The organism is Cupriavidus sp. GW823-FHT07A04 (assembly GCF_058794615.1).
Genome location: NZ_JBXAHA010000005.1, coordinates 348308 through 364391, shown reverse-complemented (window position 1 = coordinate 364391; position 16084 = coordinate 348308). Strand labels below are relative to the sequence as shown.

The window sequence follows — 16084 nt, the reverse complement described above, 5'->3', positions numbered from 1 at the left end:
GTAGCTGCCCCGCAGGTGGTGCGCGTTTCCTGCCTGACAGGCACGCGAAGCGAAATACGCTATCGTTTATCTTTCTGCACTGCGAGCGCAGTTTACCGCCACTACACTATCTGCTGCCGCCGCATGTGACGCGGCAGCCTTGCTTAACCTGTTTTTCTGGAGAGATTCGTGGTTCTTGCCGTCATCGCCGCGTCGTTTCGTAACAAGATGCAAATCGCCTTGCCAACGCTGCTGGCCGCGGGGGCGTTGCTGGCGGGCAGCCAGGCCAGCGCGTTCTCCCTGGACGACGTGGTGCCCCGCGCCAAGACCCTGGCCGACAAGCCCTATGCCGCACCGGTCAGCAACCTGCCCCCGGTGTTCAGCCAGATGCAGTTTGCCGACTACATCAAGATCCAGCCCCAGCGCGACAACCTGGAGTGGAAGGACCAAGGCACGCCGTTCCGCCTGGGCTTCTACCACCAGGGCATGCAGTTCGGCAGCCCGGTACGCATCAACGAGATCGTGGGCGGCGCGGTCCATGAGATCAGGTACGATCCCGCGCGCTTCGACTTCGGCGACCTGAAGCTGGACAAGTCCGCGACCGGCAAGCTCGGCTATGCCGGCTTCCGGGTGCTCTACCCGATCAACCGGGCCGACAAGCTCGACGAGATCATGAGCGTGCTGGGCGCCAGCTACTTCAGGGTCATCGGCAAGAACCAGGTCTATGGCCTGTCCAGCCGCGGCCTGGCCATCGATACCGGGCTGCCCATCGCAGAGGAGTTTCCGGCCTTCCGCGAGTTCTGGATCGAGCGGCCGGATCCACAGGACAAGCACCTGGTGTTCTATGCGCTGCTTGATTCCCAGCGTGCCACCGGCGCCTACCGCTTCGATCTCTACCCCGGCGAGGACGCGGTCCTCAAGGTGCAGGCGCGCATTTTCCTGCGCGGCCCCGTCGCCAAGCTCGGCGTGGCGCCACTGACCAGCATGTTCCTGTTCGGGCCGAACCAGCAGCGCGACCAGTACAACTTCCGCCCGGCCCTGCACGACTCCAACGGCCTTGCCATCCATACCGGCAGCGGCGAATGGCTGTGGCGCCCGCTGAACAATCCGCGCAACCTCGCCATCAGCACCTTCCAGGTCACCAACCCCAGGGGCTTCGGCCTGCTCCAGCGGGGCCGCGAGTTTTCCTCGTATGAAGACCTGAAGGACCGTTATGACCTGCGGCCAAGCGCCTGGATCGAGCCCCAGGGCGACTGGGGCAAGGGCAAGGTCGAGCTGGTGGAAATCCCCACGCCTGACGAGACCAACGACAACATCGTCGCCTTCTGGACGCCGGACCAGTTGCCGCCCAAGGGCCAGCCCCTGAAGGCGGACTACACGATGCACTGGACCCTTGACGAGCGCGCCCTGATGGACAAGAACCTGGCCTCGGTCAGGCAGACGCTGCGCTCCGCAGGAGAAATCACGCAGGCCAACCTGATCCGCCACCTGGATGGCAGCACAGGCATCGTGGTTGACTTCGAAGGCCCCGTGCTGGCGAGCCTTCCCCCGGGCACGCAGGTGGGCGCGCAGGTCAGCGTGAGCAGCAACGCCGAGATCATCGACAGGGTGGTGGAACCCAATCCCGTCATCAAGGGCTGGCGGCTGAACCTGCGGATCAAGGTCAAGGATCCGAAGCAGGTGGTGGAAATGCGCGCGGCGCTGGTGTCCGGCGACAAGACGCTGAGCGAAACGTGGAGCTACCAGATGCCGCCGTATTCGGTCGGCGGCAAATAATACGGGCAATACGAAATACGACCGCCTGTTGCGCCGTGCCGCCCCCCCGTCCTGCGCCTGGCGTCCCGGCTCAGGCGAGCGCGCCGCGGGTCGCCGGCATCACGGTCTGCACCGACGCGGCAAAGCGCTCGACGATGCGGTCGATATCCTGCGCCGTGCAGATGAACGGCGGCGCAAAGAGCACGTGGTCGCCCCGCACGCCATCCACGGTGCCGCCCATCGGATAGATCAGCAGCCCGTTGTGCATGGCGGTGGACTTGAGCCGGGCATGCATCTTCAGGGCGGGGTCCAGCGTCGCCTTGGTCTCGCGGTCGGCCACGAACTCCACGCCGACAAAGAGGCCGCGGCCGCGGATGTCGCCAACGTTGGGGTGGTCGCCCAGCGTTTCGCGCAGCCGCGCGCGGAGCTGCTCGCCGCGCGCCAGCACGTTCTCCAGCAGATGGTCCCCGGAGATGGTGCGCTGCACGGCCAGTGCCGCCGCGCAAGCCGTGGCATGGCCGATATACGTGTGCCCATGCTGGAAGAAGCCGCTGCCGCCCACCACCGCGTCATAGATGCGGCTGCTCGATATCATTGCGCCGATCGGTTGATAGCCCGCGGCCAGGCCCTTGGCGATGGTCACGATATCGGGCACCACGCCATCCTCCTCGCACGCGAACAGGTAGCCGGTGCGGCCCATGCCGGACATGATTTCGTCGAGGATCAGCAGCACGCCGTACTTGTCGCAGACAGCGCGAATACGCCTGAGATAGTCCGCCACCGGCGGCACCGCGCCGGCGGTCGCGCCCACCACCGTCTCCGCCACGAACGCGGCGACGCTCTGCGGGCCAAGTTCGAGGATCTTGGCTTCGAGCTCGTCGGCCAGGCGCTGCGCGTACTGCTGGTCGGTCTCGCCCGCTTCCTGGTCGCGGTAGGCGTAGCACGGCGCCACATGGTGCGCCGGCACCAGCAGGGGCAGGAACGGCTCGCGACGCCATGCATTGCCGCCGATGGCCAGCGCCCCCAGCGTGTTGCCATGGTAGCTCTGGCGGCGCGCGATGAAGTGGCGGCGCTGCGTTTGCCCGATCTCCACGAAATACTGCCGCGCCAGCTTCAACGCGGCCTCGACCGCCTCCGAGCCGCCCGAGACAAAGTAGACGTGGTTCAGATCGCCGGGCGCCGCTTGCGCCAAGGTGCGGGCCAGTTCTTCCGACACTTCGGTGGTGAAGAACGACGTATGCGCGTAGGCGAGCGAGTCGACCTGCTGCTTGATCGCCTCGATCACCCTGGGATGCCCGTGGCCCAGGCAGGACACCGCGGCCCCGCCCGAAGCGTCGATATAGTGCTTGCCATTGCTGTCGATGAGCTCGATGCCCTTGCCGGAAACTGCCACGGCAAGCGTCTGGCGGGGATTGCGGTGGAATACGTGGGTCATGGTGTCTGGTGTGGAAACGAAATGTCGAATTAGGGACGCGGGCGGTGCGTCAGAACCTGGCCGGAAAATGCCGGGATAACGTGTGTGTTTTCCCACACGCGCTGGCCATTGACCCAGACGCCGTGGATGCCCTCGCTGAGGCGGATCGGATCCTCGAAGGTGGCGTGGTCCTGCACACGTTGCGCGTCGAACAGGACCAGGTCGGCGAACTGGCCGGCCCGGACCAGCCCGCGGTCCGTGAGTCCGTATTGCTCGGCGGCAAGCCCGGACATCTTGTGAACGGCTTGCTCAAGCGTCATCAGCCCGGACTCACGCACCATCCGCGCGAGGATGCGCGGGAACGTACCCCACTGGCGCGGGTGGGGCCGTGGGTCGAACGGGAGCCCGTCCGAGCCAAAGATGGTCAGGGGAAAGCTGGCGATGCGCTCGACGTCCGCCTCATCCATGATGAAGTAGATGGCGGCGGCGGGCTTCAGCCGTTCCAGCAGGCCATGTTCGTCCAGCCCCAGTGTCTGCATGAGTTCCTGGAAATCCCGGCCACCCGCTTCCGGGTAGCCTTTGGACCAGGTGATCATGGTGCGTGTGGATTGCCGTACGCGGTCCAGCCGGAGCATGGTCGAGGTTGCGGGATAGGGATGGCAGTCCAGGCATAGCGGCTGCAGCCTGGAGGCTTTCTCCAGGATGGCCAGGGTCTCCACGGAGCGGCCATGATTGCGTTTGCCTGCCACCTTGTGATGCGAGAAGACGATGCGGCAATCCAGCGCCCCACCGATCCTGAGCGCCTCTTCGATCGAGGGCACGATATCGTCGGTCTCGTCACGCAGGTGGGTGGAGTAGATGCCCCCGAATGCCCGCAGCGGCTCGCAGACCTGGATGATCTCCTGCTCCGTGGCGGCAGCGGCCGGCGGATAGAAGGTGCCAGTGGATACGCCGAAGGCGCCTGCCTGCATGGCTTTTTCCACCTCCACGCGCATGGCGGCCACTTCCTGCGCATTGGCCTCGCGGCTCACGTCCGGCATGGCCTTGACGCGCAGCGTCGAGTGGCCGAGCAACGGCACCACGTTCACGTTGGCCGGCTTGGCGCGCATGGCATTCAGCCAGTCGGCGAACTCGGCGAACCGGAACAGTTCCGCCGGCCCCAACAGGTCCAGTGGCTGTGGCGGATCGCCGATGACCAGCGGCGCCACGCTGATGCCGCAGTTGCCTGTCACCACCGTGGTGATGCCCTGCGAAACCTTGGGTTCCATCTCCGGATGCACCAGCAGGTACCCGTCGTCGTGCGTGTGGGAATCGATGAAGCCCGGCGCCAGCACGCGGCCCGCCGCGTCGATCACTGCCCTGGCCTGCATGCCGGCCAGGTCGCCGACGGCAACGACCCGGCCGCCGGCGACGGCGACATCCGCGATCCGCCGCGGCGCGCCCGTGCCATCGACCAGCGTCGCGCGCCGAAACAGCAAATCTGCAATGCTGGCGGCCTCCATGGGTAATGCCGACATGACTTCTCTCCCCTGCTTACCGTGGTTCGATTCCCGCTTGCTTGACAACCTCCGCCCACCTCACGCCCTCCAGGGCCGCAAAGCTGGTCCGCGCCTGTGCGCCTGTGCGCATTGGGGCCGCGAACTTCGCCTTCAAGGCGGGACCGGCCAAAGAAGCGCTGCCGGCGTCGGTGAAGTATAAGAAAGCGCGCCCGCTTATGCAACATATGTTTCTTTGCAAATAAACGAGATTCACTCGATTCATTCCGCACCAAGCCACGCCGGAGGCACGCCCCGTGCGTCGGGTGACTAGTTGTGCAACAATCGTTACATCCGTCAATCAGGACACCACCCATGCCTACCGAAGTCTCCATGCCGCCGCAGAGCCTGGATGAACTACTTGTTCATCTCCGGGAGAACTTCGCTACGCTTAGTACGCAGTTCCAGGGCGGGGCGCGCTACCTGCTCGATCATCCGCAGGAGATTCCCATCCTGTCCATGCGCAAGATTGCCGCGAATGCAGGTGTCCAGCCGGCCACCCTGGTGCGCCTGGCGCAGTTCCTTGGCTTCGAGGGCTGGCAGGGCCTGCGCGAGCTCTTTGTCGAGTCGATCCGCGGCGGCCCGCAGCCCTACGCCAAGCGTGCCAAGAAGCTGGTACGCGAGAGCGGGTCAAGCCGGATGCTCACGGAAATGCTCGACGCCCAGCACCGCAACCTGGACCTGACCGGGGCCAACAATGCCGAGTCGATGCCGCAGGCTGCTGACCTGCTCAGCGCCGCGCCCAATGTGTATGTAGCGGGCTTTCGCTCGTGCTACCCCATCGCGTTCACCCTGCACTACGTGTATCGGCTGTTTCGCCCAACGGTGCACCTGATCCGTGGCGATGCGGGCACGCTCGAGATGGAGCTGCGCGCCCTGACGGCCAAGGATGCCGTGGTGGTCGTGAGCTTTGCGCCCTACTCGCAGGAGAGCATCCGCGTGGCCGATGCCGCGCGCGAGGCCGGCTGCCGCGTGGTGGCCCTGACCGACAGCACCGTGGCGCCGATTGCCTTGCATGCCGATTGCACCCTGCTGTTCTCCATCGACAGCCCGTCGTTCTTTCCCTCCATCACGGCCGGCGTGGCGGTGGCGGAAGCCCTGGTCGAGCAGTTGCTGGCCAAGAAGGGCAAGGGCGCGATCAAGGCGCTCGAACTCGCCGAAGGCCAGTTGCACCAGACCGGCGCCTATGTCCCGGCCAGGCGGGGCTAGCTGGCCGGACATGCGCTAGGCGAGCTGGCTGCAGCCGGCCCGCGCATTGCGGCAAAGCCCTTGCGCTTCCAGGAACAACGCCACGTCCAGGCACCTAGTTTCCTGCCACGGCGGCGCGATTAGCTGTACGCCGAGGGGCAGGCCGGCCACGGCGCAAGGCGCGGCGACCACGGGCAGCCCCGCCAGCGAGACAGGGCGAGTCAGGTGGCCGGCATCTGCGCGCGGCACGTAGCCCCGCTTGCTACCAACGATCTGCTCCGCCCCGATCAGGGGTGCGGCGTACGGCGTGGTGCACGCCAGCAGCAGGTCAACCTCGTCGAACAGTGCTTCCAGCTTTTGGCGCCACACGGCCTGGTAGGCCTTGGCCAACTGGTACCAGCCCTCGGGGATGGACAGGCCGGCCAGCATGCGCCGGCGCACAAAGGCGCTATAGCCAGGATGGCGCTCGGCGAATCCGCGCTGAACATGGTTGCGCCCGACTTCAAACGCGGAAATGATCGACGCGGCGTCGCGTGCAAGATCGGCTTCGGGTAAATCGATCTTCCGTACAGCATCAAACGCCGAGGCAACGCGCAGCACGGCATCCTGGGCCTCGTCCTGCGCGAAATCGCCAAAGCCGGCTTGCAAAATCCCCACGCGCAGGCCAGCCATCGACACGCCGGCAGGCCGCATCGGCTCGCCGGGTCCGGGTCCGGCTCCGGACCCCAGCATCGCGCGGTACGCCATTGCCAGCCCGGTTGCATCCGAGGCCATCGGACCCACCGCGTCCAGGCTCTCGGCATACGGAAAGCACCCTTGCGCCGAAATGCGGCCCGTGGTCGGCCGCAGGCCCCAGATGCCGCAGAACGACGCCGGCGCGCGAATGGATCCGTTGGTATCGGACCCGATGCCAATCGGTGCGATCCCGGCTGCAATCGCCGCGGCGGTGCCCGCCGACGATCCGCCGGCGATCCTGGACGGATCCAGCGGATTGCGCACCGGTCCGCCGATCACGTTCTCGCCAGTAGCGCCGCAGGCATACTCGTCCATCTGAGTCAGCGCCACCGGGATCGCGCCGGCCGCCATCAACGCCTGCACCACGGCGGCGCTGCGGGTGGCGGGCGGCTCGTTCGCCCGCGCATGGGCGCCGGCAAGCGTCGCGTGGCCTGCCACGTCCAGCAGGTTCTTGACGACAAAAGGCACGCCAGCCAGGGGAAGCGGGGCCTCGCCGGCGAGGCGGGCCGTGTCACAGGCGCCTGCGCCGACAATGGCCTCCCGCGCCAGCAGCCGGGAGACACAGTTCAGCGACGCCACCTGCGCCGCCCTGGCAAGGCTGGCCCGAACCACGTCTTGCGCGGTATGACTCCCGCCGCGGAGCTGCGCCGCGATGCCAGTGACGGACTGCAAATCAAGCGCCATCGCCGCCCCCCACCCTGCTCCGCGCCTGCCCGCTTGCCAAGGCATTGGCAAGCCCCTGCGCCATGCCCTCCATGCCCTGCACCAGCGCCACAACAGCCTCGATATCCTCCGCCGAAACCGGCGGCAGGACTTTGCCGATGGCGGTATCGACGGCAGCCAGCAGTTCCGCCTGCGTCATGCGTTGCGTCGCCATCTCACACCTGCCGGTCGGACATGAGTTCGCGCGGAATGGCGAGGATCAGCGCCGCGGCAATCAGCATCATGGCGGCCAGTGCCAGCACCCCCAGCGAGATGCTGCCGGTGGACTGCTTGATGCCACCCATGAGCACGGGGCCGATCAAGCCAGCGAGGCTGGCGGCACTGTTGATCATGGCGATGCCGCCTGCGGCGGCCGTACCGGCCAGCACGCGGCCCGGCAGGCCCCAGAACATTGCCAGCGTCGCCATCAGGCCGGAGATGCCGATGGTCAGGAACACCATGGCCATGACGGTATTGTGCGCAAACAGCGTGCTGGCCCACATGGCGGCGGCCGCGACAAAGAGCGGGACGGCGGCATGCAGGCGCCGCTCGCCCACGCGCTGCGCATGCGCCGCGTTGCGGTTCATCACCACGCAGGCAACGCCATACGGGATTGCCGTCAGCAAGGCAATCTCGAGGGGAGACTGCATGCCCGTGGACTGGATGATGGTCGGGAGCCAGAACACCAGGCCATAGTTGCCGATATTGAACAGCAGGCAAATGCCCATCAGCATCCACAGCACCGGAGACTTGAGCGCGGCCACGAAGCTCGTGTTCTTGCGGGCGTTCTCCGTGGATAGCGTGGTGGTGATCGCCGCCGCTTCCGCCTTGGTCAGCCAGGGCGCGGCCTGAGGCGACTCCGGCAGCATCTTGAGCACGAGCAGGCCCAGCACGATCGCCGGCAACGCTTCGATCAGGAACATCCACTGCCAGCCCTGCAAGCCATGCAGATCATGCGTGCCGGACATCAGCGCGCCAGAAATCGGCCCGCCCAGCACCATCCCCAGCGGCATCGCCAGGAACAGGATCGACATGATCTTCGACTGCCGGGCCGCCGGATACCATTTGTTCAGGTACATGACCGCGGCAGGGAAGAAGCCGGCTTCCGTCACGCCCAGCATGAAACGTGCGAAGTAGAACTCCGCTGGCGTGCTCACCAGCATGGTCGCGGCGGAAACCAGCCCCCACACGATCATGATGGCGGCCATGCTCTTGCGCATGCCCAGCCGGTAGATCAGCAGGCTGCTGGGCACCTGGCAGAGCATGTAGCCCCAGAAGAAGATACCGGCCCCGATGCCGTACACCACGTCGCTCAGCCCCAGCGCCTGCTGCATCTGCAGCTTGGCAAAGCCAACATTCACCCGGTCCAGGTAGCTGAAGAAATAGCAAAGGACGATGAACGGCACGATGCGCCTGGTCACCTTGGCGAAGGCGGCGGCGTCCAGCCCGCTCTCAACGCGGGGCGCTTGCCCCGCGTCACCCAGGGTGGCGGGGTTCTTGACAACGGTCATGCTGGTCTCCTGCTGGTACGGGATTACTCAAACGCTTCGTCGTTGGGCTGGTCGTAAGCTCTCTTGACCGCGGCGCTCATCGGGAACTCGAAATTGATGTTCTTAGGCGGCACCGGCTTGCTGAACCATTTGTCGTACAGGCCTTTGATCTCGCCGCTCTTCATCAGGCCGGTGATCACGCCGTCGACCAGCTTCTTGAACTCGGGATCGTCCTTGCGCATCATGAAGCCGTAAGCCTCGAACGATTGGGGCGTGCCAACCACTTCCCATTCCGCCGGGTTCGGCGCCAGCGTTTTCGCGCCCGACAGCAGCACGTCGTCCATCATGAAGGCCCAGACGCGGCCCGATTGCAGGATCAGGAACGACTCGCCGTAGTCCTTGGCGCTCTGGATCGTGATGTTGGCCTTCTTGTCGTCGTTGAGCTTGCGCAGGATCCGCTCGGACGTGGTGCCCGCGTTGGTGACCACGGCCTTGCCGCTAAGGTCCGGGAAGTCGTGGACCGGGCCGCCCTTCTTGACCAGCAGGCGCGTGCCGGCAACAAAGAAGGTGGTGGAGAACGCCACCTGCTGCTGGCGCGCTTTCAGGTTGGTGGTGACCCCGCACTCCAGGTCGACTGTGCCGTTCTGGACCAGGGATATGCGGTTCTGCGACGTGACCGGCACCATGCGCACGTCAAGCTTGGCCAACCCCGCCTGCTTCTTGACCTCGGCCACCACCTTGTCGCAGATGTCCTGCGAGTAGCCGATCACCTTCTGGTTGCTGTCGTAGTAGGAAAACGGGATCGAGGTGGTGCGATGCCCGATCGTGATCGTCCCCGACTCCTTGATCCGGGCCAGCGTGGGGCTGGCAGCCACATCCGAGGCCTGGACCGCCCCCACGCCAAGCATCGCTCCCAGCATTGCCAATCCGAGGCAGGTGGCTTTCACAGCTTTCATTTATCGCTCCTTGTTTAGCAGACATGCGACGGGCCATCGCGTTTGAATACTATTCACTGAGCAACAACTGTTCCATCATGGATAACCATGAAACATATGTATTTTTTACGGGAAAAATGAAGTAACAGACGCATCACGCACCAAATAAGGCGATACAAATGGTGCATGACCAGCCTCGTTTTGAGGCATGACGGAACCAGCAGGCCTGCGCAACCAGGCGTAGCATGTCGCGCTCGCCTCCAGCTTTTGACCCAGCCTCATGCGTTCCATGCGATCCCTGCCGCCTCTCGTCACCCTGCGCGCGTTCGAAGCTGCCGCCAGGCGCCTGAGCTTCAGCCTGGCGGGCCAAGAGCTTTTTGTGTCACAAAGCGCCGTCAGCCACCATATCCAGCGCCTGGAGAACGACCTGGGCGTGACGCTGTTCGAGCGGCGCGCGCGCGCGGTTGCGCTGACGCCCGCGGGGCAGGCGTATTACGCCAAGGTGCACGCGGCGTTCGAACTGCTGCGCGACGGCACCGAGCAGGTACGGGCGCCCAGCACGGCGCGCACGACGCTGACCGTGGGGCTGCTGGCGTCGTTTGGCACGCGCTGGCTGGCGCCACGCTTGCAGGCGTTCTCGCTGGCGCATCCCGGCATCGACCTGCAATTGCGGCCCGATATCGGCCTGGCGGATGTGGCCGGCGGCGAGGTCGACGTGGCGATCCGCTACGGGCGCGGCGCCTGGCCGGGCGTGCAGGCGCAGCAACTCATGCCGGAGCGCCTGTCGGTGGTCTGTGTGCCCGGCCTGATCGCCGGGCCGGATCGGCCCGCCAAGCCACAGGACCTGCTGCGCTTTGCGTTTTTATCGTCGCATGCCCGGCAGCCGTTCGAGTGGGACGCCTGGTCGCGCCGCTTTGGCCTGGACCTGAGCCAGGCGCAGACCGTGCATCTGCACGACTACAACATCGTGGTGGAAGCGGCGCTCGCCGGCCAGGGCATCGCCATGGGCCGCCACCGCCTGATCGCCCAGCAACTGGCCAGCGGCGCGCTGGTGCAGGCCCTGCCCGACGCGGTACTGGATGATCCCGGCATCGGCTGGTGGCTGGTCGCGCCGCGCGGCGCGCTGGGCGAGGCCGCGTCGGCATTCCGTGGCTGGCTGATGGCGGTGGCCACCGAGGATGCGCTGGACCGCGCCTGACGCCGCGTGGCGCCACGTGATCACCCACGGATTAGTTTTGCTCATGTGTGGCGAAGCAAGAATTGATTGGTTTCCCGGCCACCAAGCCGATAGGATGGGCCTTCCCAATCCCTTTCCCGCGCAACCCACATGACCCTCTCCCTCTCCGCCCGCGTGGCCGAACTCGGGCTGACCCTCGAAGCCGCGGCCGCGCCCGCTGCCAACTACGTATCGTTCGTGCAGGACGGCAACCAGCTCTATATCTCCGGCCAGATCTCCCGCGAAAATGGCCAGGCCGCGTACCTGGGCCGCCTGGGCGACACTATTTCGGACGAAGACGGCGTGCGGGCGGCGCGGCTGTCGGCGCTCGGCATCCTGTCGCAGATCGCCGCCGCCACGGGCGACCGGCTCGACCGGGTGGCCCGTGTGGTGCGGCTGGGCGTTTTCGTGGCTTGTACGCCGGACTTCAATCGCCAGAGCGCCATCGCCAACGGTGCGTCGGACCTGATGGTGCAGGTCTTCGGCGATGCAGGCCGCCATGCGCGCAGCGCCGTGGGCGTGGCCTCGCTGCCTGCCGGCGTTGCCGTGGAAGTCGAAGCGGTCATCGCGCTGACCTCGCCCTGAACCGGACACGCATCCCAGGAACCCCCATGCCAGCCCCCCTCACCGCTGCTCCCCTTTCCGCTGCCGCCGTCGACGCCCTGCGCGCCCTTACCCCGGGTGCGCAAGGCACCACGCACTTCAACCACGGCGGCGCCTCCCTGCCGTCAGCGGCCACGCTCGAGGCGATCTACAGCCACCTGCAGCGCGAGGCCACGCTGGGACCGATGGAAGCCGGCGTCGCGGCGCGCGAACAAACGGAACGCGCGCGTACCCTCGCCGCGCAACTGCTCAACGCCCAGCCGGCGGAGATCGCGCTGACCACGGGCAATTCGCCCGGCTGGGGCGCCGCGTTCGCCGCCCTGGGAGCCTGGCAACCCGGCGACCGGATCCTGGTCGGGCGCCACGAATGGGGCGGCAACCTGGCCGCCATGCGCCTGACTGCGCAGCGCGCGGGCGCGTCGATCGAAGCCATTCCGTCCGATAGCAGCGGCGCGGTGGATCCCGAGGCGCTGGAGGCCATGCTGGACGACCGCGTGCGCCTGATTGCGCTAACCTGGCTGCCGGCCAACGGCGGGCTGATCAACCCGGCAGCGGCCATCGGGCAAGTGGCGCGGCGCAACGGCGTCCCCTACTTCATCGACGCGGCGCAGGCGGTGGGGCAATTGCCGATCGATGTGGCCCAGTTGGGCTGCGACGTGCTCAGCGGCGCCGGACGCAAGGCACTGCGCGGCCCAAGAGGCACCGGCCTGCTGTATGTGCGGCAGGACTTCCTGCCTCGGCTCACGCCGGCATTCGTCGACACGTACTCCGCGCCGCTGGACGCGGACGGCGAGCCGGTACTGCGGGCCGGCGCGGCCCGCTTCGAATCGGCGGAAGCATCGATGGCGCTGCGCTGCGGCCTGGCCAACGCCTTGCAGGAAGCGCTGGAGATCGGCCTTGAGAACATCCGTGCGCGGATCGATGCCACCGCGCAGGCGCTGCGTGCGCAACTGGCCGGCATACCCGGCGTGACGGTGCTGGACCAGGGCCACGAGCGCTCCGGACTGGTGGCGTTCAACCTGGCCGGCCAGGACCCAGTGTCGGTGCAGCGTAGCCTGGCGGCGCAGGGCGTGGTGATCGGCAGCAACGGCGTCGCTTATACCCCCCTGGATATGCACGCCCGCGGACTCAGCCAGATCGCCCGCGCCTCGGTCAGCTACCTGACCACCGAGGCAGAGATCGGGAGGTTGCTGGAGGGCTTGCGGGCGCTGGTGCGTTAGGGTGCCGGACCGGGCTTCTCATCGTGATGCGCATCGTGCGACATCGAGGCCAGTCATGCTAGCCAACTTGGGCGAACGTCCAATTCCTGGGGAGGCGGCGGGGCAGATGCCTCATGTGGCGCTTGATGGCGCGACGGGCTAGGATACAGAGACTGCGGGACGGTGAGGCTGATGCATCGCAGCATTCGCAGCCGACGTCTTCGCATCTCTTACCCTATGCCAGACAAGCCCCTGTCTCCGCCAGGAACGCTGACTCGCAACCGCCTCGTCAGGCGCATCGCGATTGTCGTGGCGATACTCGCAGGCCTCGTTGGCACAAGCTGGTACGCAACCCGAGCCAAGCCGGTAGCGGTACTGACGGCCAAGGTCGAGCAGGGGCGCGTCGAGGCCACTGTCGCCAACACACGGGCGGGCTCGGTCTCAGCCTGCCGGCGGGCGAAGCTGGCGCCTCCGGCGGCCGGACGCATCGAGGTGCTGAATATCCACAAGGGCGATCGCGTGAAGGCTGGCCAGGTACTTCTCGTCCTGTGGAACGAAGACCTGGTCGCGCGCGAACAACTCTCGCAACACCAGTTGCTGACAGCCACCGCGCACGTGCGCGAAGTGTGCGAACTAGCCAAGGTGGCGGCAAGCGACGCCAGGCGCTCGCGGGAACTGGTGGCGAAAGGCTTCGTCTCACCCCAGGCGGTGGAGCGGACCGATGCCGACGCCGACTCCAGGCGTGCCGCGTGCGAATCCGCGAAGGCGCAGGTGAAGGAGGCCGGGGCGCGTATCGCCGCCTCGCGCGCGGATACTGCGCGCACGGTGCTGAAAGCGCCCTTCGACGGCGTGGTGGCCGAAGTCAACGGCGAGATTGGCGAGTACCTGACGCCCTCGCCGCCCGGCATCCCGACGCTGCCTGCCGTGGACCTGATCGATGATTCGTGCCTCTATGTATCCGCGCCGATCGACGAGATCGACGCGGCTCGCCTGCAGGTAGGCATGCCGGCGCGGGTCACCCTGGACGCCTATCGCGGCAGGCATTTCGAGGGCAGGTTGCGGCGCGTCGCGCCCTACGTCCTGGCGCTGGAGAAGCAGGCCCGCACCGTTGAGGTCGAGGTCCAGTTCGACAGTCCCGACCTAGTCCGCCATCTCCTGGTGGGCTATAGCGCCGATGTGGAAATCGTGACCGATGCCCGCGACCAGGCGCTGCGCATCCCTACCACGGCGCTGGCATCCGGCAACCGCGTGCTGGTGCTGACCCCCGCCGGCAGGCTGGAAGCGCGCACGATCGGCACCGGGATTGCCAACGCGGAGTTCACCGAGGTGACCGCGGGGCTCAGGCGCGGCGAGCGCGTCGTCACCTCACCGGAACGGATTGGTCTCCAGGCGGGCATCGCCGCTGTCGAGGAAGAACCGGCTACAGCGGAGATGCGAGCAAAATGATCCGGCTCGACGGCATCGGGCGGACGTTCGTGCTGGGCGGCGAGGCTGTGCACGCGCTTCATGGCATCGACCTGGCGGTTGCTCAGGGAGAGTACCTTTCCATCATGGGCCCATCGGGCTCCGGCAAGTCCACCTTGCTCAATATCCTGGGCCTGCTGGACCGCGCCGACACCGGGGCTTACCAGTTGGGCGGCCGCGACGTCACCGCTCTCCCGGACGACGAACTGGCGCGCCTGCGGCGTGAGAAGATCGGCTTTGTATTCCAGTTCTTTCACCTGGTGCCGCGCCTCACCGCCGCCGCGAACATCGAGCTGCCGATGGTGCTCGCAGGGATGGACCCGGCCGAACGCCGGCGCCGCGTGGACGCGCTGCTAGGTGAGTACGGCCTGCAAGACCGCGCCCGGCACCGGCCCGACGAGCTCTCGGGCGGGCAGTGCCAGCGGGTTGCCATCGCCCGTGCCATGGCCATGCGCCCGGCGATGATTCTCGCCGATGAGCCCACCGGCAACCTGGACCGGCATACCGGCCAGGAAGTCATGGCCGTGCTGGAAGGCCTGCATGCACAGGGGGCAACGCTGATCGTGGTCACGCACGACCCGGAAATTGGCGCCCGCTCCCGGCGCAGGCTGCGCATGGTGGATGGCGGCATTGCCGGTGACGAGGCGCGGCAGGATAGCCATGCGGCTCACTGACGTTCTCGACTTCACCTGGCAGGTACTGCGCGGCTACCGCTCACGCAGCCTGCTGATCCTGCTCGCGATGGGCATCGGCGTTGCCGCCGTGGTGGCGGTGAGCGCGCTCGGCGAGGGGGCAAGGCTATATGTGGTGAACCAGTTCGGCGCACTTGGCACCAACCTCGTTATCGTGCTGCCCGGGCGCAGCGAAACAGCCGGCGCAGCGCCAGGGATCGTGCTGGGCGCAACCACGCGCGACCTGACGCTGGACGATGCGCTCGCACTCAGGCGCAGTCCCGCCGTCGCGCGCATCGCGCCGCTCATTGTCGGGAATGCGGATCTGCATGTCGGCGCGCGGCGACGCGAGGCGCCGGTGCTGGGGTCCACCGCCGAATTGCTGGCGGTGCGCCATATGGCGCTGGCCCAGGGCAGCTTCCTGCCCGAGGGCGATCCGCACCATGGCCAGCCCGTATGCGTGATCGGCACCAGGGTAGCGATGGAGCTGTTCGGCACGCGCCAGGCGCTGGGTGAGTGGCTGCGCATCGGAGATCGGCGCTTTCGCGTGATCGGGCTGCTGGCCGGCCAGGGTGAATCGCTGGGCTTCAACACGGACGAGCTGGTCATCGTTCCCCTTTCCGCGGCCCAGGCGCTGTTCAACACCGACTCGCTGTTCCGCATCCTGATCGAGGCCAAGACCCGCGAGCAGATCCAGGGCGCCAAGGCCGACGCCGAGGAGATCATTCGCCAGCGCCACGAAGGCAAGCGCGACGTGACCGTCATCACACAGGACGCGGTACTCGCCACGTTCGACCGCATCCTGCGCGCGCTCACGCTGGCGGTGGGCGGCATCGCGGCCATCAGTCTTGCCGTGGCCGGCATCCTCATCATGAACGTCATGCTGATTGCCGTGACCCAGCGGCAGCGCGAAATCGGGTTGCTCAAGGCGCTCGGCGCCACCGCCGGCCACATCCGGCTGCTCTTTCTCACTGAAGCCGTACTGCTGGCGCTCGGTGGCGTGGCCGCGGGCCTGGCTGTGGGCGAAGCCGCGTGCAGGCTTGCCGTACAGCTCTATCCGGCGATTCCCTTCACGCCGCCTTGGTGGGCCTTGCTGGGGGCGCCGGTCATCGCCGTCGTGACCGCCATCGCCTTCACCGTGGCACCGGCCCAACGCGCGGCAAAGCTGGATCCGGTGCTGGCCCTGTCGGGACGGTGA

Annotated in this window: 14 protein-coding genes; 8 read left to right on the top strand and 6 right to left on the bottom strand. The window is 66.7% G+C overall.

The annotated features are described in order from the left end of the window. Nucleotides 1-207 precede the first annotated feature (207 nt). On the top strand, nucleotides 208-1755 hold the full coding sequence (locus tag AC1Q7Q_RS11515) for a glucan biosynthesis protein G (RefSeq protein ID WP_492372775.1): 1548 nt from the start codon (nucleotides 208-210) through the stop codon (nucleotides 1753-1755). A 70-nt stretch (nucleotides 1756-1825) separates the two neighbouring features. On the opposite strand, the gene AC1Q7Q_RS11510 is transcribed toward AC1Q7Q_RS11515, so the two are convergent. Then, nucleotides 1826-3169 carry an aspartate aminotransferase family protein gene (locus AC1Q7Q_RS11510; protein WP_492372742.1) on the bottom strand — a complete coding sequence of 448 codons (1344 nt, stop codon included), beginning with the start codon at nucleotides 3167-3169 and terminating at the stop codon, nucleotides 1826-1828. Between the two features lie 29 nt (nucleotides 3170-3198). Further along, nucleotides 3199-4665 (bottom strand): N-acyl-D-amino-acid deacylase family protein, encoded by a 1467-nt coding sequence (locus AC1Q7Q_RS11505; protein ID WP_492372741.1) that lies wholly within the window; start codon nucleotides 4663-4665, stop codon nucleotides 3199-3201. Nucleotides 4666-4998: 333 nt separating this feature from the next. Between AC1Q7Q_RS11505 and AC1Q7Q_RS11500 the strand changes: the two genes are divergently transcribed. Further along, nucleotides 4999-5892 carry a MurR/RpiR family transcriptional regulator gene (locus AC1Q7Q_RS11500; protein ID WP_492372740.1) on the top strand — a complete coding sequence of 298 codons (894 nt, stop codon included), beginning with the start codon at nucleotides 4999-5001 and terminating at the stop codon, nucleotides 5890-5892. 15 nt (nucleotides 5893-5907) lie between these two features. Here AC1Q7Q_RS11500 and AC1Q7Q_RS11495 read toward each other — a convergent pair whose 3' ends face one another. From AC1Q7Q_RS11495 to AC1Q7Q_RS11480, 4 genes are read right to left on the bottom strand one after another with little or no spacing between them, the layout of a single operon-like run. Further along, the gene (locus AC1Q7Q_RS11495; RefSeq protein ID WP_492372739.1) at nucleotides 5908-7290 is read right to left on the bottom strand and encodes an AtzE family amidohydrolase; all 1383 of its coding nucleotides are present in this window, start codon (nucleotides 7288-7290) and stop codon (nucleotides 5908-5910) included. Further along, nucleotides 7280-7483 carry a hypothetical protein gene (locus tag AC1Q7Q_RS11490; RefSeq protein ID WP_492372738.1) on the bottom strand — a complete coding sequence of 68 codons (204 nt, stop codon included), beginning with the start codon at nucleotides 7481-7483 and terminating at the stop codon, nucleotides 7280-7282. The genes AC1Q7Q_RS11495 and AC1Q7Q_RS11490 overlap by 11 nt, the downstream gene beginning before the upstream one ends. 1 nt (nucleotide 7484) lies before the next feature. Further along, nucleotides 7485-8819: an MFS transporter gene (locus AC1Q7Q_RS11485; protein ID WP_492372737.1), complete on the bottom strand. Its 1335-nt coding sequence runs from the start codon at nucleotides 8817-8819 to the stop codon at nucleotides 7485-7487. Between the two features lie 23 nt (nucleotides 8820-8842). Beyond that, entirely contained in the window at nucleotides 8843-9754 is a 912-nt protein-coding gene (locus AC1Q7Q_RS11480; protein ID WP_492372736.1) for a glutamate/aspartate ABC transporter substrate-binding protein, read from the bottom strand. A gap of 259 nt (nucleotides 9755-10013) precedes the next feature. Between AC1Q7Q_RS11480 and AC1Q7Q_RS11475 the strand changes: the two genes are divergently transcribed. The 6 genes from AC1Q7Q_RS11475 (at nucleotide 10014) to AC1Q7Q_RS11450 (ending at nucleotide 16084) form a co-directional block, all read left to right on the top strand. Beyond that, nucleotides 10014-10931 (top strand): LysR substrate-binding domain-containing protein, encoded by a 918-nt coding sequence (locus AC1Q7Q_RS11475; protein ID WP_492372735.1) that lies wholly within the window; start codon nucleotides 10014-10016, stop codon nucleotides 10929-10931. 129 nt (nucleotides 10932-11060) lie between these two features. Then, entirely contained in the window at nucleotides 11061-11534 is a 474-nt protein-coding gene (locus AC1Q7Q_RS11470) for a RidA family protein (RefSeq protein WP_492372734.1), read from the top strand. A 26-nt stretch (nucleotides 11535-11560) separates the two neighbouring features. After that, complete coding sequence (locus tag AC1Q7Q_RS11465) at nucleotides 11561-12772, top strand: aminotransferase class V-fold PLP-dependent enzyme (protein WP_492372733.1); 1212 nt, start codon at nucleotides 11561-11563, stop codon at nucleotides 12770-12772. Between the two features lie 288 nt (nucleotides 12773-13060). Beyond that, nucleotides 13061-14197: an efflux RND transporter periplasmic adaptor subunit gene (locus AC1Q7Q_RS11460; RefSeq protein ID WP_492372732.1), complete on the top strand. Its 1137-nt coding sequence runs from the start codon at nucleotides 13061-13063 to the stop codon at nucleotides 14195-14197. Beyond that, nucleotides 14194-14889, top strand: a complete 696-nt coding sequence (locus AC1Q7Q_RS11455; protein WP_492372731.1) for an ABC transporter ATP-binding protein — start codon at nucleotides 14194-14196, stop codon at nucleotides 14887-14889. The genes AC1Q7Q_RS11460 and AC1Q7Q_RS11455 overlap by 4 nt, the downstream gene beginning before the upstream one ends. Beyond that, on the top strand, nucleotides 14876-16084 hold the full coding sequence (locus AC1Q7Q_RS11450) for an ABC transporter permease (protein ID WP_416052122.1): 1209 nt from the start codon (nucleotides 14876-14878) through the stop codon (nucleotides 16082-16084). Before AC1Q7Q_RS11455 ends, AC1Q7Q_RS11450 begins: the two co-directional genes overlap by 14 nt.

What these genes read in the sequence shown, in the direction of transcription:
- AC1Q7Q_RS11515 (WP_492372775.1), top strand. Translation starts at nt 208, where the DNA reads ATGCAAATCGCCTTGCCAACGCTGCTGGCCGCGGGGGCGTTGCTGGCG.
- AC1Q7Q_RS11510 (WP_492372742.1), bottom strand. Translation starts at nt 3,169, where the DNA reads ATGACCCACGTATTCCACCGCAATCCCCGCCAGACGCTTGCCGTGGCA.
- AC1Q7Q_RS11505 (WP_492372741.1), bottom strand. Translation starts at nt 4,665, where the DNA reads ATGTCGGCATTACCCATGGAGGCCGCCAGCATTGCAGATTTGCTGTTT.
- AC1Q7Q_RS11500 (WP_492372740.1), top strand. Translation starts at nt 4,999, where the DNA reads ATGCCTACCGAAGTCTCCATGCCGCCGCAGAGCCTGGATGAACTACTT.
- AC1Q7Q_RS11495 (WP_492372739.1), bottom strand. Translation starts at nt 7,290, where the DNA reads ATGGCGCTTGATTTGCAGTCCGTCACTGGCATCGCGGCGCAGCTCCGC.
- AC1Q7Q_RS11490 (WP_492372738.1), bottom strand. Translation starts at nt 7,483, where the DNA reads ATGGCGACGCAACGCATGACGCAGGCGGAACTGCTGGCTGCCGTCGAT.
- AC1Q7Q_RS11485 (WP_492372737.1), bottom strand. Translation starts at nt 8,819, where the DNA reads ATGACCGTTGTCAAGAACCCCGCCACCCTGGGTGACGCGGGGCAAGCG.
- AC1Q7Q_RS11480 (WP_492372736.1), bottom strand. Translation starts at nt 9,754, where the DNA reads ATGAAAGCTGTGAAAGCCACCTGCCTCGGATTGGCAATGCTGGGAGCG.
- AC1Q7Q_RS11475 (WP_492372735.1), top strand. Translation starts at nt 10,014, where the DNA reads ATGCGTTCCATGCGATCCCTGCCGCCTCTCGTCACCCTGCGCGCGTTC.
- AC1Q7Q_RS11470 (WP_492372734.1), top strand. Translation starts at nt 11,061, where the DNA reads ATGACCCTCTCCCTCTCCGCCCGCGTGGCCGAACTCGGGCTGACCCTC.
- AC1Q7Q_RS11465 (WP_492372733.1), top strand. Translation starts at nt 11,561, where the DNA reads ATGCCAGCCCCCCTCACCGCTGCTCCCCTTTCCGCTGCCGCCGTCGAC.
- AC1Q7Q_RS11455 (WP_492372731.1), top strand. Translation starts at nt 14,194, where the DNA reads ATGATCCGGCTCGACGGCATCGGGCGGACGTTCGTGCTGGGCGGCGAG.
- AC1Q7Q_RS11450 (WP_416052122.1), top strand. Translation starts at nt 14,876, where the DNA reads ATGCGGCTCACTGACGTTCTCGACTTCACCTGGCAGGTACTGCGCGGC.